Annotated in this window: 24 protein-coding genes; 13 read left to right on the top strand and 11 right to left on the bottom strand. The window is 37.6% G+C overall.

The genetic code is table 11. The features are described 5' to 3' along the window. Positions 1-323 precede the first annotated feature (323 nt). From rpmH to mnmE, 5 genes are all read left to right on the top strand, one after another. Positions 324-458 (top strand): 50S ribosomal protein L34, encoded by a 135-nt coding sequence (gene rpmH, locus CKV78_RS10490; protein WP_005539760.1) that lies wholly within the window; start codon positions 324-326, stop codon positions 456-458. 15 nt (positions 459-473) lie between these two features. Further along, positions 474-842: a ribonuclease P protein component gene (gene rnpA, locus CKV78_RS10485; RefSeq protein WP_005765002.1), complete on the top strand. Its 369-nt coding sequence runs from the start codon at positions 474-476 to the stop codon at positions 840-842. Further along, positions 797-1,057 (top strand): membrane protein insertion efficiency factor YidD, encoded by a 261-nt coding sequence (yidD, locus tag CKV78_RS10480; protein WP_081442244.1) that lies wholly within the window; start codon positions 797-799, stop codon positions 1,055-1,057. The genes rnpA and yidD overlap by 46 nt, the downstream gene beginning before the upstream one ends. Next, positions 1,057-2,682 (top strand): membrane protein insertase YidC, encoded by a 1,626-nt coding sequence (yidC, locus tag CKV78_RS10475; RefSeq protein WP_005765001.1) that lies wholly within the window; start codon positions 1,057-1,059, stop codon positions 2,680-2,682. Before yidD ends, yidC begins: the two co-directional genes overlap by 1 nt. 83 nt (positions 2,683-2,765) lie before the next feature. Continuing rightward, complete coding sequence (mnmE, locus tag CKV78_RS10470) at positions 2,766-4,124, top strand: tRNA uridine-5-carboxymethylaminomethyl(34) synthesis GTPase MnmE (RefSeq protein ID WP_032855666.1); 1,359 nt, start codon at positions 2,766-2,768, stop codon at positions 4,122-4,124. A gap of 92 nt (positions 4,125-4,216) precedes the next feature. Here the strand turns inward: mnmE and CKV78_RS10465 are convergent, their stop codons facing one another. From CKV78_RS10465 to CKV78_RS10455, 3 genes are all read right to left on the bottom strand, one after another. Next, on the bottom strand, positions 4,217-5,611 hold the full coding sequence (locus CKV78_RS10465) for a DASS family sodium-coupled anion symporter (RefSeq protein ID WP_005764998.1): 1,395 nt from the start codon (positions 5,609-5,611) through the stop codon (positions 4,217-4,219). A gap of 210 nt (positions 5,612-5,821) precedes the next feature. Further along, on the bottom strand, positions 5,822-6,322 hold the full coding sequence (gene rraA / locus CKV78_RS10460; RefSeq protein ID WP_005764997.1) for a ribonuclease E activity regulator RraA: 501 nt from the start codon (positions 6,320-6,322) through the stop codon (positions 5,822-5,824). 48 nt (positions 6,323-6,370) lie between these two features. Further along, positions 6,371-7,279, bottom strand: a complete 909-nt coding sequence (locus CKV78_RS10455; protein WP_032855665.1) for a 1,4-dihydroxy-2-naphthoate polyprenyltransferase — start codon at positions 7,277-7,279, stop codon at positions 6,371-6,373. 97 nt (positions 7,280-7,376) lie between these two features. Between CKV78_RS10455 and tsaA the strand changes: the two genes are divergently transcribed. Then, entirely contained in the window at positions 7,377-8,117 is a 741-nt protein-coding gene (gene tsaA / locus CKV78_RS10450; RefSeq protein WP_005764994.1) for a tRNA (N6-threonylcarbamoyladenosine(37)-N6)-methyltransferase TrmO, read from the top strand. 25 nt (positions 8,118-8,142) lie between these two features. Here tsaA and CKV78_RS10445 read toward each other — a convergent pair whose 3' ends face one another. Together CKV78_RS10445 and typA are read right to left on the bottom strand one after the other, a co-directional pair. Beyond that, positions 8,143-8,514, bottom strand: a complete 372-nt coding sequence (locus CKV78_RS10445) for a YgiW/YdeI family stress tolerance OB fold protein (protein ID WP_005764993.1) — start codon at positions 8,512-8,514, stop codon at positions 8,143-8,145. A gap of 320 nt (positions 8,515-8,834) precedes the next feature. Continuing rightward, on the bottom strand, positions 8,835-10,685 hold the full coding sequence (gene typA / locus CKV78_RS10440; protein ID WP_005764992.1) for a translational GTPase TypA: 1,851 nt from the start codon (positions 10,683-10,685) through the stop codon (positions 8,835-8,837). Between the two features lie 214 nt (positions 10,686-10,899). On the opposite strand from typA, the gene glnA reads away from it, so the two are divergent. Then, entirely contained in the window at positions 10,900-12,318 is a 1,419-nt protein-coding gene (gene glnA, locus CKV78_RS10435; RefSeq protein WP_005764991.1) for a type I glutamate--ammonia ligase, read from the top strand. A 295-nt stretch (positions 12,319-12,613) separates the two neighbouring features. Here the strand turns inward: glnA and rplI are convergent, their stop codons facing one another. The 5 genes from rplI to lexA all read right to left on the bottom strand — a co-directional run bounded on the left by rplI (position 12,614) and on the right by lexA (position 14,982). Further along, positions 12,614-13,063 (bottom strand): 50S ribosomal protein L9, encoded by a 450-nt coding sequence (gene rplI / locus CKV78_RS10430; protein ID WP_005764990.1) that lies wholly within the window; start codon positions 13,061-13,063, stop codon positions 12,614-12,616. 19 nt (positions 13,064-13,082) lie between these two features. Continuing rightward, positions 13,083-13,310 carry a 30S ribosomal protein S18 gene (gene rpsR, locus CKV78_RS10425; RefSeq protein ID WP_005717555.1) on the bottom strand — a complete coding sequence of 76 codons (228 nt, stop codon included), beginning with the start codon at positions 13,308-13,310 and terminating at the stop codon, positions 13,083-13,085. 12 nt (positions 13,311-13,322) lie between these two features. Beyond that, positions 13,323-13,649, bottom strand: coding sequence for a primosomal replication protein N (gene priB / locus CKV78_RS10420; RefSeq protein WP_005764988.1), 327 nt, complete (start codon positions 13,647-13,649; stop codon positions 13,323-13,325). Further along, complete coding sequence (gene rpsF, locus CKV78_RS10415) at positions 13,636-14,013, bottom strand: 30S ribosomal protein S6 (protein WP_032855664.1); 378 nt, start codon at positions 14,011-14,013, stop codon at positions 13,636-13,638. Before rpsF ends, priB begins: the two co-directional genes overlap by 14 nt. A 330-nt stretch (positions 14,014-14,343) precedes the next feature. Then, the gene (lexA, locus tag CKV78_RS10410) at positions 14,344-14,982 is read right to left on the bottom strand and encodes a transcriptional repressor LexA (RefSeq protein ID WP_005764984.1); all 639 of its coding nucleotides are present in this window, start codon (positions 14,980-14,982) and stop codon (positions 14,344-14,346) included. Between the two features lie 428 nt (positions 14,983-15,410). Here lexA and plsB point away from each other — a divergent pair, with 428 nt between their 5' ends. Then, complete coding sequence (gene plsB, locus CKV78_RS10405) at positions 15,411-17,840, top strand: glycerol-3-phosphate 1-O-acyltransferase PlsB (RefSeq protein ID WP_005764981.1); 2,430 nt, start codon at positions 15,411-15,413, stop codon at positions 17,838-17,840. 127 nt (positions 17,841-17,967) lie between these two features. Here the strand turns inward: plsB and ffh are convergent, their stop codons facing one another. After that, positions 17,968-19,344, bottom strand: a complete 1,377-nt coding sequence (gene ffh / locus CKV78_RS10400; RefSeq protein ID WP_005764979.1) for a signal recognition particle protein — start codon at positions 19,342-19,344, stop codon at positions 17,968-17,970. Positions 19,345-19,484: 140 nt separating this feature from the next. Between ffh and CKV78_RS10395 the strand changes: the two genes are divergently transcribed. The 5 genes from CKV78_RS10395 to CKV78_RS10375 all read left to right on the top strand — a co-directional run bounded on the left by CKV78_RS10395 (position 19,485) and on the right by CKV78_RS10375 (position 23,542). Further along, positions 19,485-20,288: a cytochrome C assembly family protein gene (locus CKV78_RS10395; RefSeq protein WP_032855663.1), complete on the top strand. Its 804-nt coding sequence runs from the start codon at positions 19,485-19,487 to the stop codon at positions 20,286-20,288. A gap of 134 nt (positions 20,289-20,422) precedes the next feature. Next, on the top strand, positions 20,423-21,682 hold the full coding sequence (locus CKV78_RS10390; protein ID WP_005764976.1) for an HlyC/CorC family transporter: 1,260 nt from the start codon (positions 20,423-20,425) through the stop codon (positions 21,680-21,682). Positions 21,683-21,905: 223 nt separating this feature from the next. Further along, the gene (gene exbB / locus CKV78_RS10385; protein ID WP_005764974.1) at positions 21,906-22,364 is read left to right on the top strand and encodes a TonB-system energizer ExbB; all 459 of its coding nucleotides are present in this window, start codon (positions 21,906-21,908) and stop codon (positions 22,362-22,364) included. Between the two features lie 9 nt (positions 22,365-22,373). Beyond that, the gene (gene exbD, locus CKV78_RS10380) at positions 22,374-22,763 is read left to right on the top strand and encodes a TonB system transport protein ExbD (protein WP_032855662.1); all 390 of its coding nucleotides are present in this window, start codon (positions 22,374-22,376) and stop codon (positions 22,761-22,763) included. Beyond that, complete coding sequence (locus CKV78_RS10375; protein WP_005764970.1) at positions 22,760-23,542, top strand: energy transducer TonB; 783 nt, start codon at positions 22,760-22,762, stop codon at positions 23,540-23,542. Before exbD ends, CKV78_RS10375 begins: the two co-directional genes overlap by 4 nt. The last annotated feature ends 131 nt before the right edge of the window (positions 23,543-23,673 follow it).

Below are 23,673 nucleotides of genomic sequence, written 5' to 3'. Positions count from 1 at the left end.
ATTCTATTATCGTTATAGTTAAATTATTAGCAGAAATTCCGCCAAATGCGCGGTCTTAAGAAAATCAATTTTACAATAAACTCAGTGAAAGATCTTCACAAAAGGATCAAAAAAAACGAAAAAGGTTACTTGAGATTTCTGGCAAAAAACGTATAATCCGAACCGCACTTTTGCTTTTTATTAGGAAAACTGAGATTAATTCACTCATTTTGCCTATTCTCATTTGACGAACGTTGAATTTATGATTACAATTCCGTTCCTTATTTTATTAATCCTTGTTTTCAAGATTACTGAACAATTTTTGATTTAGGTAAATTATAGTTATGAAACGTACATTTCAACCATCAGTGTTAAAACGTAGTCGCACTCACGGTTTCCGTGCTCGTATGGCAACTAAAAATGGCCGCCAAGTTTTAGCTCGTCGTCGTGCTAAAGGTCGTAAATCTTTATCAGCATAATCCTAACCTTTAGGTGTGATTAAACTGAATTTTTCTAGGGAGTTACGTTTGTTAACTCCCGTTCATTTTGAATACGTCTTTGAACAGCCGTCTCGTGCTAGTACGCCTGAAATTACTATTCTCGCTCGCCCAAACCAATTAGGTCATCCTCGTTTAGGTTTAACTGTTGCTAAAAAACATCTGAAAAGAGCTCACGATCGTAATCGGATAAAACGCTTATGTCGCGAAAGTTTCCGCTTAGCACAACATAAACTACCACATTATGATTTTGTCATTGTTGCCAAGCAGGGGATTGGTAAATTAGAGAACAACGCCTTAACTCAAACCCTAGATAAACTATGGCAAAGACACATTCGTTTAGCTCAAAAATCCTTATCGGGCTAATTCGTGTCTATCAAATAGTCATTAGTCCATTAATTGGTCCTCGCTGTCGATTCACGCCGACTTGCTCTTGCTATGGCATTGAAGCATTAAAAACTCACGGCGCATTAAAAGGGAGTTGGCTTACATTGAAACGTATATTAAAATGTCATCCTTTAAACGAGGGTGGATACGATCCTGTTCCACCAAAGATCAATAACAAAAAAGAGAAAAAATAATGGACTCAAGACGTAGCCTGTTAGTCATCGCACTACTCTTCATTTCTTTTCTTGTTTATCAACAGTGGCAGCTTGATTATCACACGCCAAAACCTGTTGTAACGGAACAAGTAAAAGTATCTTCTGATGTACCCGCAAGTTCTACTTCATCTACTTCGGATATTGCAACAACAGCACAAATACAAGGTCGCGTTATCACCTTGGAAAATGATGTTCTACGCTTAAAAGTAGACACATTAGGTGGGGATGTTATTCATTCTGAACTATTAAAACACGATGCGGAATTAGACTCTAATACTCCGTTTACTTTATTGACCAATAAACAAAATCACGTGTATATCGCACAAAGTGGTTTAGTAGGAAAAGATGGTATCGACACTAAAGCTGGTCGTGCAAGTTATCAAGTCGAAGGCGATGCATTCAAACTTGCTGAGGGTCAAAATGAGCTTGTTGTTCCATTAGTTTTTGAAAAAGACGGCGTGACTTTCCGTAAAGTGTTCGTTTTAAAACGTAACGCTTACGATATTTCAGTAAACTTTGAAATTGATAACCAAAGCGAAAAAGCAATCGAAGTTGAACCTTATGGTCAATTACGTCATACGCTAGTTGAAGATACAGGTAACGTAGCAATGCCAACTTATACAGGCGGAGCTTATTCATCTTCTGAAACTAATTACAAAAAATACAGCTTTGACGAAATGCAAAAAGCTAACCTTGCGGTATCAACTAAAGCAGGTTGGGTTGCTGTATTACAACACTATTTCGTTTCTGCGTGGATTCCTAACCAAGATGCAGATAACCAACTTTATAGCTTAACTGACAAAGCAAATAACCTAGCATCGATCGGTTACCGTGGACCAACAACTGTCATTTCAGCGGGCGCAAAAGAAACGATTACAAGCTCTCTTTGGACAGGGCCTAAATTACAAGATCAAATGGCAGCTGTCGCAAACCACTTAGATTTGACAGTTGACTATGGTTGGGCATGGTTCATTGCAAAACCATTATTCTGGTTACTAACATTTATCCAAAGTATCGTGCATAACTGGGGACTGGCAATCATCGGTGTAACTTTAGTAGTGAAAGCGATTTTATATCCATTAACTAAAGCGCAATATACTTCGATGGCTAAAATGCGTATGTTACAGCCAAAACTTCAAGAAATGCGCGAGCGTTTTGGTGAAGATCGTCAACGTATGAGCCAAGAAATGATGAAACTTTATAAAGAAGAGAAAGTAAACCCATTAGGTGGTTGTTTACCAATCCTTCTTCAAATGCCTATTTTCATCGCATTATACTGGACATTCCTAGAAGCAGTTGAGTTACGTCATGCTCCATTCTTTGGTTGGATTCAAGACTTATCTGCACAAGATCCATATTACATCCTACCAATTTTAATGGGTGCTTCTATGTTCTTGTTACAAAAAATGTCACCAACGCCTGTAGCCGACCCAATGCAACAAAAGATTATGAACTTTATGCCATTAATCTTTATGGTGTTCTTCTTGTGGTTCCCATCAGGCTTGGTATTATACTGGTTAGTATCTAACTTGATTACTATCGCTCAACAGCAGTTGATTTATCGTGGCTTAGAGAAAAAAGGTTTGCATTCTCGCCAAAAATAAATCTTAATTGAATGAATATAAAAGGCATCAAGTTTGGTGCCTTTTGTTTTATGAAAGTGCGGTCATTTTTTAGAGAATTTTTTATGAAAGAAACAATTGTTGCACAAGCTACTGCACCAGGACGCGGTGGAATTGGGATTTTAAGAGTCTCTGGTCCTAAAGCGGTAGAAGTGGCGAATACAGTCTTAGGCAAATGCCCGAAACCACGTATGGCGGATTATTTACCTTTTAAAGATCTTGATGGTACAGTCCTCGATCAAGGAATTGCGCTTTATTTTAAAGCACCAAATTCATTTACGGGTGAAGATGTGCTTGAGTTGCAAGGGCACGGCGGACAAGTAGTGCTTGATCTATTACTCAAACGAATTTTACAAATTGATGGCATTCGTTTAGCGCGCCCAGGCGAATTTTCAGAACAAGCCTTTTTAAACGATAAATTGGATTTAGCCCAAGCAGAAGCGATTGCAGACTTAATCGACGCAAGCTCTGAGCAAGCTGCTCGCTCCGCATTGAAATCACTGCAAGGTGAATTTTCAAATAAAGTAAATCAGCTTGTGGATAGTGTGATTTATTTACGCACTTATGTAGAAGCTGCTATTGATTTCCCAGATGAAGAGATTGATTTTCTCGCTGATGGAAAAATCGAAGCACATTTGAATGATATTATCGAGCAATTAAACAAAGTTCGTTCTGAAGCAAAACAAGGATCGATCCTGCGTGAAGGAATGAAAGTGGTTATTGCTGGTCGTCCAAATGCCGGTAAATCCAGTCTGCTTAATGCCCTTGCAGGCCGTGAAGCTGCGATCGTCACAGATATTGCAGGCACAACGCGTGATGTGTTACGTGAGCACATTCATATTGACGGTATGCCGTTGCATATTATTGACACTGCGGGTTTACGTGAGGCAACGGACGAAGTTGAGCGTATTGGCATAGTGCGTGCTTGGAGTGAGATCGAACAAGCCGATCGTATTTTATTAATGTTAGATAGTACTGAACAAGATAATCAGAATTTGGACAATGTATGGCCAGAATTTCTAGCCAAATTACCAAGCCAAATTCCTGTGACTATTGTACGTAATAAAGCAGACTTAAGTGGTGAGGCTGAAGGTATTCAGGAAAATAGTGGCTATACTATCGTTACCCTTTCTGCCAAAACACAGCAAGGCGTTGAGTTATTGCGTGAGCACTTAAAACAGTCAATGGGTTATCAAACCAATATGGAAGGTGGGTTCCTAGCACGGCGTCGTCATTTAGATGCGTTAGAAAAAGCAGCTGAACATTTGCAATTAGGCCACGTACAACTGACACAATTTTATGCAGGAGAATTACTCGCAGAAGAGTTGCGCATGGTACAAGAACACCTCAGTGAAATTACAGGACAATTCACTTCCGATGATTTGCTTGGCAATATCTTCAGCTCATTCTGTATTGGTAAGTAAAACAATAAAAAAGTGCGGTAAATTTCCTCAAAACCTACCGCACTTTCAATTTTAAAATGCAATGTAACATCAGCACATTATTTTTATTAAGATTAATTTAGCCAGAAGAAATACCCTACTGTTGCAATAATAAAGATACAAAGGATATTTAATACCACCCCTGCCTTCACCATTTCAGATTGTTTAATATCTCCTGTACCAAATACGATTGCATTAGGTGGTGTTGCCACTGGTAACATAAATGCACAAGATGCTCCTAACCCGATAATTAAGGCTAAACCAAGTTCTGGCATGCCTAACGATTGAGCTATCGAAATAAAGATTGGTACTAATAAGGCTGCACTTGCTGTATTTGATGTAAACTCTGTTAAGAAAATAATAAATGCTGCAACTAATAAACCTATGAGATAAAAGTGGTTCCCTTCAATCAAGAACACAATACCATCAGCGAGAATTTTACTTGCGCCAGAATCACGTAATACAGCACTTAATGTCAAACCACCACCAAATAACATCAATACACCCCAATCTGTGTTATCTTGGATTTGTTTCCAACTTGCAACGCCGGTTGAACAAATCACCGCAGCAGCAAGTAATGCAACTACACTATCAAAGCTTGCAATTTTCTTTTCTAATCCTAATGCACCAGAAATCATAGGATTAATTGTACTGCTAAATACCCAACATAATGCAATAGCAATAAAAATAACCAATGTAATTACACGTTGTTTATTCATTTCGATTTTTTCAAAACTCTTTTCAAAGCGAACATTGAGCTTCGGTTTAAATATCACATACAACGTACCAATCATTATTGGCATTAGAATAAACATTATTGGCAAACCATATTTTAACCAATCAGAGAAAGTCAATTTTAATTGTGATGCCACAATCGCATTCGGTGGACTACCCACTAAAGTTCCCATACCACCGATATTGGCACTATATGCAATACCTAATAATACGAAAACATAAGTGTTATGGTTTGAATCACGATCCATTTGGCTTAAAACACCCATTGCAAGAGGTAGCATCATGGCAGCTGTTGCAGTGTTACTCATCCACATAGAAAGGAATGCAGTAATGGAAAATAAGTAAATTGTAGCAAGGAATAAACGACCATTTGCTAGTGCCATAATTTTATTAGCAATCATACGATCCAATTTTTGGATATGTAATGCTGTCGCTAAGGCAAATCCTCCGAAGAATAAGAAAATAGTTGGATTCGCAAATTCAGCCAACGCACTTTTTGTTGCCACTAAACCAAGAATAATTGCAAGAATTGGCACAAGCAATGCTGTAACTGTAACGTGCAATGCTTCCGTTAACCATAACACAGCAACAAAAACAAGCAACGCTAATCCTTTATTTGCTTTTGGATCAAAAGGCAGTGTTTTAAGTAACACGAAAAACACAATAACATCTAACAAAAAAATGATAGCATTTCGATTAAAACCATTTTTAGTTGGCATTTCTGCGACATTCATAATGTTATCCCTCTATAGAAAAAGATGAAAAATATAGAAATATTCCAGCACACAGACAGAGTTCATTGGCAAGTTATCATTATGTTAATAAAAAGCAATACCTTTTTTATGGATTTGTGAACAAACGCATAAAAATAGAGAAAATAAAAAAGTGCGGTTAAAATTAACTTTATTTTAACCGCACTTTATGATTGCTGAATTTTATATCAATTATTCTTCACTAAATTCATCTAGCTCTAATGGCTCTTGCGATAAGATGATACCTGTCAAATCAGCATAAACATAATCTTCAGGAAAGAAAGTCACACCACCAAAATTGACAGCTACATCTGTCTCACCTTGATTATTATCATCAGCAGCTACCGGGATAGGTGCAAGTGCGTGAATACCAATATCTAAATTCTCAAGTTGCTGAATTTGACGCACAGCACCATAAATGATAATTCCTTCCCAACCATTATCTACTGCCAGTTGTGCAAGTTCTGCATCAATTAATGCTCTACGAACTGCACCGCCTCCATCAACGACTAATACCCTACCCTCACCATTTTCCTCTAAAATTTCTGCAATAAGCCCATTACTCTCAAAACATTTGATTGTCGTCACTTTGCCATAAAAATGACTTGCGCCGCCAAAGCTAGAAAAAATAGGCTCAACAACATCTACTTGATCTAAATAAATATCACATAATTCTGAAGTATCGATATACATAAAATTACCTTACTTTTGAGGAAAATTCATCGGTCTAGTATATTCCTATTACTTGCTGATAAGCAAGCCTAAACTGAATAACAGGTTAGTCAATAGCGCAATCATTGACATCTGCGCTAACATTGGACGTAGCATCATTGGATCTTGACTACGATAAACAAAAAAAGCATGCTTAATTAGCAGCGGTAATGATAATAAAAAAAGAAAACCTGTCCAAGATAGCATATTGATTAAAGCAAATACGGTATAAGAAATCACAGCAAAGCCTAATAATAGACAGTGATAAATACGCCCATTTTTTGCTCCCAAACGTACTGCTAAGGTATGCTTACCAACTTTTCTATCCTGCTCAATATCACGTAAATTGTTGATATTTAACACTGCACTTGCTAACAATCCCGTTGCAGTTGCTGGTAATAAAATACTGAAATGTAAACTTGTCGTCTGTAAATAATAAGTCCCACCAACACCTAAAATACCGAAAAACAACAATACGGAAATATCTCCTAACCCCATATATCCATAAGGTTTTTTACCTACAGTATAAGTAATTGCAGCAATGATCGCTAATAAACCTAAGCCTGCAAAAACCAATAAATCAGCTATTGTTTGATAAGATACCGCAATCAAAGTTGCTCCGGAGAGCAAACTGGCAAGCACTGTAAAAATCAATCCCCATTTCAATTGATTAGCACTCATTTCGCCTTTTTGAATACCACGTAAAGGACCGATACGTTCAGATGTATCACTTCCCTTTTGATGATCTCCATAATCATTTGCAAAATTAGATAATATTTGTAATAAAATAGTTGTTAATAAACATAAGATAGTGATTAAACAATTAAATTGCCCAGACCAATTAGCTAAAGCAGTACCTGTAATAATCGAGGCAATGGCTAAAAGTAGCGTTTTTGGTCTTGCAGTATCTAACCACATTTGTAATGTATTGTTTGCCATAAACATTCACTTAAGAAAAAATACGATTTTAAAGCGATCTTTGAGTAAAATATAAAAATTGACTTATTCTACACGAAATATTCACTCTAAGGAAAATATGTCTGATCTATCACTTCATCTCCAACCTATCGCAATCATCCATACCCCTTACAAGGAAAAGTTTTCTGTACCTCGCCAACCAAATTTAGTGCAAGACGGTACAGGTATCATCGAGCTTTTAACCCCTTATAATCAGCCAGAAAGTGTTCGGGGTTTAGAAAATTTCAGTCATCTTTGGCTAATATTTCAATTTGATAGAGTCCCGATAGGAAAATGGAGACCCACCGTTCGCCCACCACGTTTAGGGGGTAATCAGCGTGTTGGTGTATTTGCCTCACGTTCCACACACCGACCAAACCCATTAGGTTTATCTAAAGTGGAATTACGAAAAATCGAATCTCAAAATGGAAAAGTTCTCCTTCATTTAGGTGCAGTGGATTTAGTCGATGGTACACCGATTTTTGATATTAAGCCTTATATTGCTTACTCTGATAGTGAGCCCTTAGCCCAATCAGGTTTTGCTCAAGATAAACCTACGCCCAAATTAAATGTTTTATTTAGTGAAGTTGCACAAAAACAGTGCCTGAAAATCGAGAAAAAACGACCGCACTTTACTCGTTTTATCCACGATGTGATTGCCCAAGATCCTCGACCTGCTTATCAACAAATGCAATCATTAGAACGAGTTTACGGTATCCGATTATATGAATTTAATATTCGTTGGCAAATGAAAACAACAGAGAAACCACAAGCGTACATTTTAGATATAGAAGAGGTACAAAAGAAAAAGTGCGACTAATTTCACATTAGTCGCATTTCAGTGATTATTTCTTAATGATATTTTTTACATCAATATCCGTTTTATCCCACTCTTTATCCACTTTACCTTGGATAATGATAAGATCATTCGGTTGAATGGTTTGACCATTCCAAGCACGATCGCTCACATCAATACGGATTTCCCCTCCTGCCATATCACGGAAAATAAACTCATCACCATCGATTTGTCTAACAATATAACCTTCGATAGACACGGGCATATCATCGTGTGCATTTAATGCTGCTTTCACGCTATTGATACCTGCATTTGGTCCAAAACCACCACCTGCATTATTGGTATTGTTTTGGAAACCACCTTTTGCGACAGCCATACCTGAAATAGCTAAAATTGAGGCCAATGCGATTAATTTTTTCATTATCTGTTCCTATAATAAATGTTAATAAAAAATAAAGGCTCAAAAAGCCAACTGCCTTTCGATATGTATATTTAAACGCATAAATATTAAGAAAAGCTTAATGATGAATCAAATAATTACATTTTTACAAAAAACTTTTCACCCATTTCGATTGCAAGACAATGCATCATTTTAACACAAAAACCGTATTTTCGTTTTATTTTTACTCAACATATACTCACCAAGTATAATTATAAGATATTTGCAAAAATACCAAAAAAAACGACCGCACTCTAATTGAATGCAGTCGTTATATTTTTACAAATACAAAAAGTGGAAAGTTAGTATGTACTGGTACTTATTGTCGTACGACTTGCCCGCTTACGATCAGTTTCCGTTAGCAATTTCTTACGGATTCGAATCGAGCTTGGTGTCACTTCGACTAACTCATCATCATCAATAAACTCAATCGCTTGTTCAAGGCTAAAACGTACTGGTGGTACCAACACAACAGCTTCATCCTTACCTGATGCTCGCATATTGGTCAATTTTTTACCTTGTAAACAGTTTACAGTTAAGTCATTTGAACGACTGTGAATACCAATGATTTGACCTTCATACACTTCAGCACCATGATCAATCATTAATTTACCACGTTCTTGTAAACCGAATAACGCATAAGCTAATGCTTTACCTGTTGCATTCGAAATTAATACACCGTTTTTACGTTGCCCAATCTCACCAGGTTTCACATCATCATAATGACTAAAGCTTGAGTAAAGTAAACCCGTACCTGAAGTCATTGTCATAAATTCGCCACGAAAACCAATTAAGCCACGGCTTGGAATAATATATTCTAAACGGGTGCGACCTTTACCATCCGGTACCATATCTCGCACTTCACCTTTACGAATACCTAATGCTTCCATCACAGAGCCTTGGTGCTGCTCTTCAATATCGATAGTCACTTGCTCGAAAGGCTCTTGTTTACGACCATTTTCCTCTTTATAAATAACACGTGGACGTGATACAGCTAATTCATAACCTTCACGACGCATATTTTCGATTAATACAGAAAGATGTAATTCACCACGCCCTGACACTCGGAACGCATCTGGGTCTGGAGTTTCTTCCACGCGTAGTGCCACGTTATGGACTAATTCTTTGTTTAAACGTTCAAGGATTTGGCGAGAGGTTACGTATTTACCTTCTTTACCACAGAATGGCGAAGTATTAACGCAGAAGAACATTGTTACTGTTGGTTCATCAACACTCAGTGCCGGTAAAGCTTCTACATTGTTAATATCACAAATCGTATCTGAAATATTTAGCTCACCCAAACCAGTTAAGGCAATAATATCACCTGCATAAGCACGCTCAGTTTCATAACGCTGTAAACCAAGGTGACCTAATACTTGACCAATTTTACCAGTACGTGTTTTACCTTCACTATCGATAACAGTCACAGTTTGGTTTGGTTTCACAGATCCACGCTTAATACGACCTATACCGATCACACCTACATAGCTGTTATAGTCAAGTTGTGAAATTTGCATTTGGAACGGCTGATCAAGTTCCACTTTAGGTGGTTCAACGTATTTTACAATCGCTTCAAATAATGGTGTCATATCCTCTGCTAAATCATCATGTTCTAAACCAGCTACACCATTCAATGCTGAAGCATAAATAATTGGGAAATCTAATTGCTCGTCAGTTGCACCTAAATTCACAAAAAGATCAAAGACTTGATCTACAACCCAATCTGGGCGTGCACCTGGTCTGTCAACCTTATTAATAACTACAATTGGTTTTAAACCATGAGCAAATGCTTTTTGAGTCACGAAGCGTGTTTGAGGCATAGGACCATCAAAGGCATCAACGATTAATAATACGCAGTCTACCATTGACATTACACGTTCAACTTCACCGCCAAAATCAGCATGCCCTGGAGTATCCACGATATTGATACGATAGTCATTCCAGTTAATCGCCGTATTTTTGGCTAAAATGGTGATGCCACGTTCTTTTTCTAAATCATTTGAATCCATCACGCGCTCATCACTATCACTGCGAGATGTTTCTAATGTGCCAGATTGTTGTAAGAGTTTGTCAACAAGGGTAGTTTTACCGTGGTCAACGTGAGCGATAATTGCGATGTTGCGCAATTTATTGATATCTATGTTGTCTGTCATTGAAAAAAATCTTATTTAATAATATAAAAAATGTCTTTTTTAACCGCACTTATAGCGAAAAATATGCGAAAGGGGCAAGATTATACAACTTTTTGACAAAATGAGCTATTAAATAATCGCACAAAAAATCAGATAAAACCTATGCTATTTTCAAATGCCTGTTTTATAATACTAGCTTATTCTAAAACCCCCTAAAATAAGAGGATTTCTGATTATGCCAAACGCAGCAGCCATCGCAAACGTATTCAAACTCATTGAAGAATACGATATCAAGTTTGTTTTACTTCGTTTTACCGACATTAAAGGCAAAGAACACGGTGTATCACTACCAGTGAGCCTTGTGGATGAAGATTTATTTGAAGACGGTAAAATGTTTGACGGATCCTCAGTCGAGGGTTGGAAGGCTATAAATAAGGCCGATATGCTCTTGATGCCAATGCCTGAAACCGCCATTGTTGACCCTTTCGCTCAAATCCCCACACTTTCTCTCCGTTGCAGTATCTACGAACCTTCTACCATGCAAAGCTATGATCGTGACCCACGTTCAATCGCGATTCGTGCCGAAAACTATATGCGTTCTACTGGTGTAGCGGATAATGCGTTATTCGGACCAGAACCTGAATTCTTCCTCTTTGATGACGTGCGCTTTGATGTATCAATGAACCGCAACTCTTATGTAGTGGACGATATTGAAGCTGCATGGAATACCAACAAACGTTACGAAGATGGTAACAATGCTTATCGTCCATTGAAAAAAGGCGGCTACTGCGCAGTTGCACCAATTGATACTGCACACGACATTCGTTCCGAAATGTGCTTAATCTTAGAAGAAATGGGCTTAGTGATTGAAGCACACCACCATGAAGTAGCAACAGCAGGACAGAATGAAATCGCAACACGTTTTAATACCTTAACAGCAAAAGCTGATGAAACCCAAATTTATAAATATGTGGTGCAAAACGTTGCTTATGAACATGGTAAAACGGCTTGTTTTATGCCAAAACCAATTACTGGTGATAATGGTTCAGGTATGCATTGTAATATGTCATTAAGCAAAGATGGTAAAAACGTTTTTCAGGGCGATAAATACGCAGGCCTCTCTGAAACCGCACTTTACTATATTGGGGGAATCATTAAACATGCTAAAGCATTAAATGCCTTTACCAACCCCTCAACTAACTCATATAAACGCTTAGTGCCGGGATTCGAAGCGCCTGTATTATTAGCCTATTCAGCAAGTAACCGCTCTGCATCAATTCGTATTCCTGCAGTGACTAATCCAAAAGCGATTCGTATTGAAGCTCGTTTCCCTGATCCCTTAGCAAATCCATATCTTGCTTTTGCTTCTTTACTCATGGCAGGATTGGATGGCATCATCAACAAAATTCATCCAGGCGATGCAATGGATAAAAATCTATACGACTTACCATCTGAAGAATTACAAAATATTCCTGCAGTAGCGACCTCATTAGAGGATGCATTAAACTCGCTTGAAAAAGATTATGAATTCTTAACTAAAGGTGGCGTATTTAGCAAAGAATTTATTGAGGCATTTATTGCCATTAAACGCAAAGAAGTTGAGCGTCTGAATATGACTCCTCACCCAGTTGAATTTGAGATGTATTACGCCTAATTTTTAGAATGCAGTGCTTTGCATTGCATTCTATTTACAACTATCTATTTTCACTAGATTTAACAGGAATAGCTATAGCTTCAAGTGGTATGTTGACAATGTACAAATCCCATGAAATCTACTATAGAGATATTTGTAGTCTTTAATATCCAATCTCACATTAATGCTATTCTATGTATCTAAATTCAAAAGAAATACTGTAGATTTTCCAAATTTATTTCAGAAAATAAGTGGTAAATTTGAGATAATAAAAAACCCAGCTAATGCTGGGTTTTTCGTATTTATACTTCAAGAATTATTCAACAACAACGATAACGTTAACTGTTGCGAATACTTCACCGTGAAGTTGGAATTTAACTTCGTGGTCGCCTAAAGTACGGATTGGGCCAGTTGATAAACGAACCTCACTTTTCGCAATTGCAACGCCTGCAGCTGTAACAGCTTCAGCAACATCACGAGTAGTGATAGAACCGAATAAACGACCTTCATCACCAGCTTTAGATGCGATAGTTACAGAACCTAATTCAGCTAACTGAGCTGCACGAGCTTGTGCTGCTGCTAAAACTTCTGCTGCTTTCGCTTCTAATTCTGCACGACGCGCTTCGAAATGTTCGATATTCGCTTTAGTTGCCATAACTGCTTTACCTTGTGGGATTAAGAAGTTACGCGCAAAACCTGATTTAACCTCAACTTGATCACCAATGTTACCTAGGTGAGCTACTTTATCTAAAAGAATTACTTGCATTACCGTATCCTCTCTTTAATTACTGATGATTGTCAGTGTACGGAAGTAACGCTAAATAACGTGCACGTTTGATAGCACGAGCTAATTGACGTTGATACTTCGCACGAGTACCGGTAATACGGCTTGGAACAATTTTGCCGCTCTCTGTGATATAGTTCTTTAATGTAGCTACATCTTTATAATCGATTTCTACTACATTTTCCGCTGTGAAACGGCAGAACTTACGACGACGGAAATAACGTGCCATTTGGCTAGTCTCCTAATCTATAAATTCGATTTGCTCGGCATGTAATACTAATTGGTTTAAGCCATTTTTGCTTTTATGAGAGCTTATAAAGCCTATTACCAAAAGTTGACTGCCGACCGTAATGCTTTGAGTTTTTTCTATTAATTGATTGCCACTGATTTGGACTGGCATTTTACACCAAGCTTGGCGACTTAAGCCTGCTTCCTCTTGCATAGAACGATGTTCTAATAAAAACTGGCAGTGTCTTATCCCATTTGGACTTTGGTGTCGTTTCGGTTGATTTGCAACAATACCTATCAACGAAAAACGGTTATCAATTTTCAAATTACTCTTCAGCATCCTCAAAATCGTTGTTTTCAACTTCAGCTAAAGCTTTACGATCGTCTTTTGCTTTAACCATTGGGGACGCTTCTGTTACGGCGTGCTTAGTACGAATGATTACGTTACGAAGAACTGCGTCGTTGTAACGGAAAGTTGTTTCTAGCTCGTCGATGACTTCTTGAGGCGCTTCTACATTCATTAACACATAGTGTGCTTTGTGTAATTTGTTGATTGGGTACGCTAATTGGCGACGACCCCAATCTTCTAAGCGATGGATTTGACCGCCAGCTTCTTTAATAGAACCTGTATAACGTTCAATCATGCCTGGTACTTGTTCGCTTTGGTCCGGGTGAACCATAAACACGATTTCGTAGTGTCGCATTACTGCTCCTTACGGGTTAATCAGCCTCCGACTGTTAGACCAGCTACCAATCTGCGGAAGCAAGGAACGAAAATTAAATGTAGCTGTAAGGTGGTGAATTATACAGATAATCTATCCTTTTGCAAGACAAAGTGCGGGCTGTTTCTGAATATTTTTTACCAAAATTATCTTGAGTGGAGAGCATATGAAATTTCACAAAATGAGGATAGTAAAATGTGCGGAACAGTATGAAATCTAATAAAAGAATCACCACACTTTTAACACAATACATTGCATAAAAGTGCGGTGAATTAATGGCATAGAATGAAAGTAGAATTTTGAAAGTAGGAATTACATCCAAGCATTATTACGAATAATTCCGACTGCGATCCCTTCAATTTCAAAATTAGGTTGTGTATTTAAATCAACTACGATCGGGGCAAACTCTTCATTTTCTGCGTGAAGGTAAATCACAGAACCTTTACGTTCTAAACGTTTTACAGTCACTTCATCTTCAATACGAGCCACAACCACCTGTCCATTCCGCACATCTTTAGTGCTGTGTACTGCCAGTAGATCGCCATCTAAAATACCGATATCTTTCATTGATTGACCATACACTTTTAATAGGAAATCAGCTTGAGGTTTAAACATATTCGCATCAACTTTATAAGTACCTTCAATATGTTGCTCTGCTAAGATTGGCTCACCTGCGGCAACACGCCCAACAAGTGGCAAGCCTTGACTATCATCATTCACGCTATCGTCTTCTAACAACAAGCGAATGCCACGTGAAGTACCAGAAATAATTTCAATCACACCTTTTCTTGCAAGGGCTTTTAGATGTTCTTCGGCAGCATTTGGTGAGCGGAAACCTAACTCTTTAGAAATTTCAGCACGAGTCGGTGGCATTCCGGTTGTTTCTAAATGTCGCTTCAACAAGTCATAGACTTCTTGTTGACGTGCAGTTAATGCTTTAAATTGCTTCATATTCACCCCTGTCTTTATATACAGAACAACTGTTATTATATACAGAGTTATTGATATTGCAATCTTTTATTTTATTAGTGCATATCAATTATTCTTCAAGCCGGGCCTTTACATCAAACTCACATCCCACAATAGTATATGCAGGATATAAACAAAAAATCTGTTTTTTTGAGACCAAATCATACTAACTCTTGCAAATGTAGCAACCACTTGCTCATTACCTCCTACATCGGCTAGCCAAAGCATCTCAACGGCTTAATTTCTGAAACATAAAGCCCCCGTTTCATTCATTGTGAATTTATGTACATTTTAGTGACTTTTTATGCAAAAAGTATATGTAGTTCTTTTATTCAACAACTCACGATTTCAAATTTTTATGGTAAACTAAAGTAAACATTTCTAATAACTTATTAAGACGGAAATTCATTATGTTTAGTTTTCTAAATATTTATCGCAAAATACTGGAATTGCCCTTATCTTTTTTAGTAAAAAACAACCCTATTCCACACAATCCTATCGAAGAGTTAAAATTAGACACAACTCAACCGATGGTTTACGTTTTACCTTATACCTCACAGACTGACCTTGTGATTTTCCAAAAAAACTGTTTAAACGTAGGATTACCTGATCCATTAGAAAAAAATAAAATTGGCGATAAGACGTTGCCTCGCTTTGTTTTCTTAGATGAAGGACGACAATTTTTCAAATCAAAAGGTGCAAAACAAGAAACTATTCAAGTCTTCAATAATTATTTAGAATTGCACCGCACTTTACTTGAACTTGATGTACAAGTGATTCCAGTTTCTGTGCTTTGGGGGCGCTCACCAGGTCACGAAAAGCAAACTGGCTTACCACAATTACGTTTATTAAGTGGTATTCAAAAATTTATCGCTGCGGTTTGGTTTGGTCGTGATACTTTTGTACGCTTCTCACAAGCAGTGTCCTTACGCTATATGGTCAACGAGCACGGTTCAGATCAAGCGATTGCACATAAACTCGCTCGTGTAGCCAAAATTCACTTTTCAAAACAACGTATCTCAGCGACAGGTCCACGCCTACCAAACCGTGAAGCAATGTTTAATAAATTGCTTGTCTCATCAGCTATTTTAGATGCGATTAAAGATGAAGCGAAAGCAAAAAATATCAGCGAAGAGAAAGCTACTCAAGAAGCTAAAAAAATTCTTGAAGAAATTGCCGCAAACGTAAATTATGAGGGTTTACGTATTGCAGATCGTTTCTTACGTTGGTTATGGAACAAACTTTATCAAGGTATTGAAGTCCAACACGCAGATCGTGTACGTAAATTGGCTTTAGATGGTCACGAAATCGTATACGTGCCTTGTCACCGCAGCCATATCGACTATTTATTACTTTCCTATTTGCTTTACCATCAAGGTTTAGTTCCGCCACATATCGCAGCTGGTATTAATTTGAACTTCTGGCCTGTTGGTGGAATGTTTCGTCGTGGGGGGGCTTTCTTTATTCGACGGACTTTCAAAGGTAACCGCTTATATTCAACAATTTTCCGAGAATATCTCGCAGAGTTATTCCACCGTGGTTACCCAGTGGAATACTTCATTGAAGGCGGTCGTTCAAGGACTGGTCGTTTACTGGCACCTAAAACAGGTATGATGTCAATGACAATGCAAGCATTGCTACAACAACAAACTCGCCCAATTTCAATTGTGCCAGTTTATGTCGGTTACGAGCACGTGATTGAAGTCGATACTTATGCAAAAGAATTACGTGGTGCAGAAAAAGAGAAAGAAAATGCAGGCTTAGTATTACGTGTGATCAAAAAATTACGTAATTTAGGTAAAGCCTACGTGAATTTCGGCGAGCCAATCACCTTAAGTAACTTCTTAAACCAACATTATCCTGAATGGAAAAATGATGTAAACCAAGAAGAGCGTCCACAATGGTTTAACCAAGCAGTTGATGGTGTATCAAATCAAGTCATGATCAATATCAACAAAGCCGCGGCGGTAAATGCAATGAATTTAACAGGCACAGCCTTGCTCTCTTCACGTCAACGTGCACTTTCACGTGAACAATTATTAGAGCAATTAGCGAGCTACCAAAAATTCTTACAAAACTCACCTTATTCACAAGACATTGTAGTACCTACTGAGTCTGCAGAAGAAATGCTTGAACACATTTTAAAACTTGAGCGTGTCGGCATCATTGTTGAAAAAGATAACTTCGGTGAAATTGTTCGTTTAGAGCGTAATTCTGCCGTATTAATGACTTATTATCGCAACAATATTCAGCATTTATTTGTGCTGCCATCATTAGTTGCTAGCATTGTTTTACATTATGAAGCAATTCAAAAACCGTTAGTATCAGAAGCAGTAAGTAAAATTTATCCATTCTTGAAAAGTGAGTTATTCCTTTCCTTCACGCAAGAAGAATTGCAAGATCGTATTGAGCAAATTATTGAGGAATTCCAACGTCAAGAAATCATAAAATGCAATGCAAATATGCTATCAATTAACAAACCTCGCGTGAGAATGTTACAGCTTTGGTCTTCTGGTGTGCGTGAAATTTTACAACGCTACTACATCACTGTAAGTATTTTATTGAAAGACCCTGCAATGCCTCGTGCAAACTTAGAAAAAGACAGTCAATCTGTGGCACAACGCTTGTCTGTTTTACACGGCATCAATGCTCCTGAGTTCTTTGATAAAGCAGTATTCTCAGCATTCATTGCGAGCCTAAAACAAGAAGGCTACTTTAATGAAGAAGGCATCGCAGATACAAACAAACTTGGGGAAGTCGCAGAGATTTTAAATCAAGTGATCTCAACAGAGGTTTGCCTCACAATCAAAGGTGCGATTGCAAAAATTGAAGAAGAGTAATCTTTTGAAAAAACACTCATAAAACAAAAGTGCGGTCAAAATTTTTAATTTTTTGACCGCACTTTTTATTGGGGAAAAAGAAAAGTGCAAAATCTAAATTGCACTTTTCTCTCAAAACAGACAAAGATTAGCGTCTAAACATTCCACCTAAACCGCCGAGCCCGCCCATCATGCCTTGCATACCACGCATCATTTTTGCCATTCCGCCTTTGCGCATTTTTTTCATCATTCTTTGCATTTCGTCGAATTGTTTAAGCAATTTATTCACGTCTTGCACTTGAGTACCTGAACCCATTGCGATACGACGACGGCGTGATCCTTTGATGATATCTGGGTTTGCACGCTCTTTGAGAGTCATTGAGTTGATGATTGCTTCCATTTTGTTAAACATTTTATCATCCACTTGATTTTTAACGTGGTCTGGCAAATTTTTTGCACCTGGAAGTTTGTCTAACATAGACATCATCCCACCCATATTTTTCATTTGAATGAGCTGTTCACGGAAATCTTCTAATGTGAAATCATCACCTTTTTTGAATTTCTGCGCCATTTTTTCCGCTTTTTCACGGTCAACAGAACGTTCAAGATCTTCAATTAGTGACAACACGTCGCCCATACCAAGAATACGTGATGCAACACGCTCTGGGTGGAATGGCTCTAAGGCATCTGTTTTCTCACCCACACCAAGGAATTTAATTGGTTTACCGGTAATTTGACGAATAGATAACGCAGCACCTCCACGCGCATCTCCGTCCACTTTGGTTAATACTACCCCAGTTAAAGGTAAAGCTTCATTAAAAGCTTTTGCGGTATTCGCAGCGTCTTGACCGGTCATTGCATCCACAGTGAAAAGCGTTTCGATTGGGTTAAGTGCGGCGTGAATTTGTTTAATTTCATCCATCATTTCGCCATCAACATGTAGGCGACCTGCGGTATCAACAATTAATACATCATAGAATTTTAATTTTGCTTCAGCTAAAGCTGCTTGAGCGATAGCAACTGGATTTTGTGATACATCAGAAGGGAAAAATGAAGCACCAACGGCTTGTGCGAGAGTTTCTAATTGTTTGATAGCCGCTGGGCGATAAACGTCAGCAGACACAACAAGCACTTTCTTCTTGTGACGTTCTTTTAAGAATTTCGCTAATTTACCGACGCTCGTTGTTTTACCCGCACCTTGTAAGCCAGCCATTAAAATAACCGCTGGAGGTTGAGTTGCAAGGTTTAAACTTTCGTTCGCTTCACCCATTGCTACTTCAAGCTCAGCCTGAACAATTTTAACAAACTCTTGACCCGGAGTTAGGCTTTTATTAACTTCAACACCAATCGCACGCTCTTTCACTTTATTAATAAAATCACGTACGACAGGCAACGCTACGTCAGCTTCAAGCAACGCCATACGTACTTCACGCAAAGTTTCTTTAATATTATCTTCCGTTAAACGACCACGACCGCTAATATTTCTTAGGGTTTTCGACAAGCGATCTGATAAATTCTCAAACATTCATTTTTCCTACTTTATCTCCAAAAAAATTGTCTTAATTATACTGAAATCCCGTAGATTTTCATCATTTGTAATAAATTTATAGCGATTTGATAGAGAGAAAGTTAGAATGGATTGACTATAAATATGAGGATATAGGAATGTGGCTTGTTATTTTTTCAGTATTTTTTTATCTTTCTAGCTTATTATTAATTACGCCGATGTTATTAAAAACACAATCTGGTGAGCAAGTTCAAAAGCCAAATCAAGCCCTCTTTTTTTCTACCTCATTTTTAGCCATTATTTTGCATTGTTTCAGTTTAACTGATTTATTTACTCAATTAATTTCAGGTCAAAACTTTACTGTTACTGCCATTGGCTCATTAATTAGCCTGATTATTGCTTTCCTTTCCACCTCTGCTATGTTGCTACGCATAAAAACCCTATGGTTTTTATTACCTATTATTTATAGTTTTGCTATTATGAATGTGATTTTAGCAACCTTACTCCCTAGCCATTTTCTTTATCACCTTAGCAAAAATATTGCACTATTTATCCATGTTGGCCTATCGTTGTTTACTTATTCAGTTTGTTTTATTGCTGCACTTTACTCGATCCAAATATTTTGGATTGATCGTAGCTTAAAAAATAAAAAACTGCCATTTTCTCCAATTATCCCACCCTTAATGTTGGTAGAACGCCATTTTTTCCGCTTAATGCTCACAGGTGAGTTACTGCTCACTATTGTGCTAATCTCAGGTTCTTTCCATCTAGCTAAAGATTTCGCGCCACAAGATATCCAAAAAGCTGTATTTTCTTTTTTAGCTTGGTGTGTATTTGGTATCGCCTTAATTGGGCATTGGAAATTATATTGGCGTGGCAAAAGAATTGTCATTTATGCCATTTTAGGTACGACTTTACTCACGATTGCTTATTTTGGTAGTCGTCTAATGCTTGAAATATAGACAATATTTCTTTATGCTTATATCTGCAAAAGTGCGGTTAAAAATACAAAAAAATAACCGCACTTTTCAATTTCTGTTCACTCATGTGCTATTTACAAGAGTGAATTTGTTGTTAACTCGAAAAAGGATGCATTTTGGACAGTATTCCCCTTAGTACCCTGTTTATTACCCTCATAATTTTACTTATCACATCAGCTTATTTTTCAGGCTCAGAAACAGGTCTGTTATCTGCTAACAGATATCGCCTCCGCCATTTAGCTGAAAAAGGGCATAAAGGCGCAAAAAAAGCAGAAAAATTACTGAAAAAAACAGACGTATTACTTAGCCTCATTCTCATTTGTAATAATCTCGTCAATATTACCGCATCCGCCATTACGACTATTATTGGTATGCGCTTATATGGTGATGCAGGGGTTGCAATCGCAACAGGTGCGTTAACCTTTGTGATGCTGATCTTTGCAGAAATTTTACCAAAAACCATTGCCGCACGTTACCCAGAAAAAGTGGCATTTACTTCAAGTCATTTACTTTCGGTATTCTTGCGTTTATTCACGCCAGTAGTTTATTTAATGAACTTGATCATTCAAGGAATCTTAGCTCTTCTACGTTTAAAATCAGATACAAAGTCTAATTCATTAAGCCCTGAAGAACTGCGCTCTATTGTGAATGAATCGGGTAAATTTATTCCCTCTGCCCACCAAGAGATGTTGCTCTCAATCCTAGATTTAGAAGAAGTCACCGTCGACGACATTATGGTGCCACGAAACGACATTGGCGGTATTGATATTGATGACGACTGGAAATCCATTATGCGTCAATTAAATCACGCAGCCCACGGCCGTGTGGTGCTATATAAAGGCAGTATGGACGAAAATATTTTAGGCATGTTGCGTGTACGCGAAGCCTATCGTTTGATGCTAGATAAAAATGAATTCAATAAGGAAACCCTAATCCGTGCGGCTGATGAAGTCTATTTTATCCCTGAAGGCACAGCATTGAACACACAGCTACTCAATTTCCGTAACAATAAAGAAAGAATAGGTTTAGTTGTTGACGAATACGGAGATATTAAAGGTTTAGTAACCTTAGAAGATATTCTCGAAGAAATTGTCGGTGAATTTACCACTTCAACGGCACCTTCCATTGATGATGAAGTGATTCATCAATCAGACGGTTCAATTATCATCGAAGGTTCAGCAAATTTACGTGATTTGAATAAGTTATTTGACTGGAATTTAGATACTGAAGATGCTCGTACTTTTAATGGATTGATCTTAGAACACTTGGAAGAAATCCCTGAGGAAGGAACTATTTGCGAAATAAACGGCTTACAAATTACAATTTTAGAAGTCGGTGACAATATGGTAAAACAAGCAAAAGTCGTCAAAATTTAACCGCACCTCCCCCATTTGCGATGTGTAAAACGCATCGCATTTTCATTTTATTCTTTTGATCTTACTCAAAAAATAATTAATTTAGTACAAAACAACACGCCTCATTTTTGGTTTATTATTTACGTCTTTTTTTTCATCTGCTAGAATCGCGCAATTGAAATTAATTCTCAATACCGTATAATAACGCAATCTTTTTTTGCGATAAAAATTAAAGGATTTAGATATGCCACAGTTATTCCAATTCTTACAAGAATATATTGATTATATTATTTTAGGCCTATTGGCTATTATGAGTTTCATTATGCTTTGGCTCGTCATTGAGCGTTTCCTTTTCTTAAATAAAGTAGATGTGTCAACTTATGATAACGTACACGAATTAGACATCGATCTACAACGTCACCTCACCGCAATTTCAACCATTGGTTCAAATGCACCTTATGTAGGCTTATTAGGAACCGTTATTGGTATTCTTCTGACATTCTACGAACTTGGTCACTCTGGTGGTGAAATTGATGCAGCAGCCATTATGGTGCATTTGTCATTAGCTTTAAAAGCAACTGCAGTAGGTATCTTAGTAGCAATTCCTTCAATGGTGTTTTACAACGGCTTAGGGCGTAAAGTTGAAGTCAATCGCTTGAAATGGTTTGCCTTAAACGAGAAAAAAACACAATCAAATGCATAGGTGGCCAAGGTGAAAAAGTTTGATGAAATCAACATTATTCCTTTTATCGACATTATGTTGGTATTGTTGGCAATCGTTTTAATCACAGCCTCTTTTATTTCACAAGGGAAAATTCAAGTAAACGTACCAAAAGCAAGTTCGACTGTCGCATTTCGTTCAGATGATTTAGCAAAATTATTGACTGTAACTGAAGCTGGTGAAATTTTCTTTAATGATAAACCAATTACAGCAGAAGCATTAGAAGCTGAAATTGCAACTTGGGCAAAAGATCAAAAAGTCACTCTTAAAGTAGATGCAAAATCAACCTTCCAAGACTTTGTATCGATTACCGATATGATGGCAAAAAATGAAATTAAAAATGTTGCTATCGTCACCATCAAAGAAAAGGCAGCTCAATGATAGTTAAAAATCGTTCTTGTGTCGGTTTTGCAATATCATTGCTTTTTCACGCAAGTTTTGTGTCTTTCCTTTATTGGATTGTACAAAAAGACGATGACAGTGCGAATGGTTTTGCTGCCGATGTAATATCGACTCATATTTCAATGGAAATGCTGGCTGCAACAGTGATTGCCGAACCAGAACCTGAGCCAGAACCGGTACAGCCTGAAATTGAGCCAGAAAAGCCAAAAGAAGAAGTGGCAGATCCTACAGTCAAACCTGAACCGCCTAAGGAAATAGAAAAACCTAAAGAGCCGGAAAAACCAAAAGAAAAACCAAAGGAAAAACCGAAAGAGAAGCCAAAAGATAAACCAAAGAAACCGAAAAAAGAGCAAAAAGATTTGCCTAAATCGGATCGTCAGATTGATTCAAATGCCTCAATCAATCAACAAGCAACCACTACTGGTAACCTGACAAGTAATAACCCTAATCTTGTGGGTAAAGGTAATAGTACAAACGAAATCAATGCATATCGTTCTGCATTGCGTCGCGAAATTGAAAAACATAAACGTTACCCAAATCGTGCACGTATGATGCGCAAACAAGGTGTTGTTACCCTGATATTCCATATCAACAGTGCTGGTGCAATTAGTAATATTCGTATTACAAAATCATCAGGTTCAGAAGAACTTGATAATGCAGCACTTGCGGCGGTAAATAGTGCGCGCCCTATTGGTCCACTACCTGCTGGAATGGCAAATGAAATCAGTGTACCTGTGAGTTTCAAAATCACAAATTAACCTAAAAGTGCGGTAAAAACACCGCACTTTTTCAATGTATTTTCTGCAAAAAACGCACCCTACATTTCAATTTCAATATCATTAGCAATTGATATTCATATAAGTTATTTGATTATTTTTTATCTCAATCT

The organism is Pasteurella dagmatis (genome assembly GCF_900186835.1).
Classification (GTDB): Bacteria; Pseudomonadota; Gammaproteobacteria; order Enterobacterales; family Pasteurellaceae; genus Pasteurella; species Pasteurella dagmatis.
This window is presented reverse-complemented; position numbering and strand designations above follow the sequence as displayed.

What these genes read in the sequence shown, in the direction of transcription:
- priB (WP_005764988.1), bottom strand. Translation starts at nt 13,649, where the DNA reads ATGCTGAAGAGTAATTTGAAAATTGATAACCGTTTTTCGTTGATAGGT.
- CKV78_RS10375 (WP_005764970.1), top strand. Translation starts at nt 22,760, where the DNA reads ATGATAGTTAAAAATCGTTCTTGTGTCGGTTTTGCAATATCATTGCTT.
- rpsF (WP_032855664.1), bottom strand. Translation starts at nt 14,013, where the DNA reads ATGCGACACTACGAAATCGTGTTTATGGTTCACCCGGACCAAAGCGAA.
- glnA (WP_005764991.1), top strand. Translation starts at nt 10,900, where the DNA reads ATGCCAAACGCAGCAGCCATCGCAAACGTATTCAAACTCATTGAAGAA.
- rraA (WP_005764997.1), bottom strand. Translation starts at nt 6,322, where the DNA reads ATGTATATCGATACTTCAGAATTATGTGATATTTATTTAGATCAAGTA.
- rpmH (WP_005539760.1), top strand. Translation starts at nt 324, where the DNA reads ATGAAACGTACATTTCAACCATCAGTGTTAAAACGTAGTCGCACTCAC.
- CKV78_RS10455 (WP_032855665.1), bottom strand. Translation starts at nt 7,279, where the DNA reads ATGGCAAACAATACATTACAAATGTGGTTAGATACTGCAAGACCAAAA.
- CKV78_RS10465 (WP_005764998.1), bottom strand. Translation starts at nt 5,611, where the DNA reads ATGAATGTCGCAGAAATGCCAACTAAAAATGGTTTTAATCGAAATGCT.
- lexA (WP_005764984.1), bottom strand. Translation starts at nt 14,982, where the DNA reads ATGAAGCAATTTAAAGCATTAACTGCACGTCAACAAGAAGTCTATGAC.
- plsB (WP_005764981.1), top strand. Translation starts at nt 15,411, where the DNA reads ATGTTTAGTTTTCTAAATATTTATCGCAAAATACTGGAATTGCCCTTA.
- tsaA (WP_005764994.1), top strand. Translation starts at nt 7,377, where the DNA reads ATGTCTGATCTATCACTTCATCTCCAACCTATCGCAATCATCCATACC.
- rpsR (WP_005717555.1), bottom strand. Translation starts at nt 13,310, where the DNA reads ATGGCACGTTATTTCCGTCGTCGTAAGTTCTGCCGTTTCACAGCGGAA.
- yidD (WP_081442244.1), top strand. Translation starts at nt 797, where the DNA reads ATGGCAAAGACACATTCGTTTAGCTCAAAAATCCTTATCGGGCTAATT.
- CKV78_RS10395 (WP_032855663.1), top strand. Translation starts at nt 19,485, where the DNA reads ATGTGGCTTGTTATTTTTTCAGTATTTTTTTATCTTTCTAGCTTATTA.
- yidC (WP_005765001.1), top strand. Translation starts at nt 1,057, where the DNA reads ATGGACTCAAGACGTAGCCTGTTAGTCATCGCACTACTCTTCATTTCT.
- ffh (WP_005764979.1), bottom strand. Translation starts at nt 19,344, where the DNA reads ATGTTTGAGAATTTATCAGATCGCTTGTCGAAAACCCTAAGAAATATT.
- CKV78_RS10445 (WP_005764993.1), bottom strand. Translation starts at nt 8,514, where the DNA reads ATGAAAAAATTAATCGCATTGGCCTCAATTTTAGCTATTTCAGGTATG.
- typA (WP_005764992.1), bottom strand. Translation starts at nt 10,685, where the DNA reads ATGACAGACAACATAGATATCAATAAATTGCGCAACATCGCAATTATC.
- rplI (WP_005764990.1), bottom strand. Translation starts at nt 13,063, where the DNA reads ATGCAAGTAATTCTTTTAGATAAAGTAGCTCACCTAGGTAACATTGGT.
- exbB (WP_005764974.1), top strand. Translation starts at nt 21,906, where the DNA reads ATGCCACAGTTATTCCAATTCTTACAAGAATATATTGATTATATTATT.
- mnmE (WP_032855666.1), top strand. Translation starts at nt 2,766, where the DNA reads ATGAAAGAAACAATTGTTGCACAAGCTACTGCACCAGGACGCGGTGGA.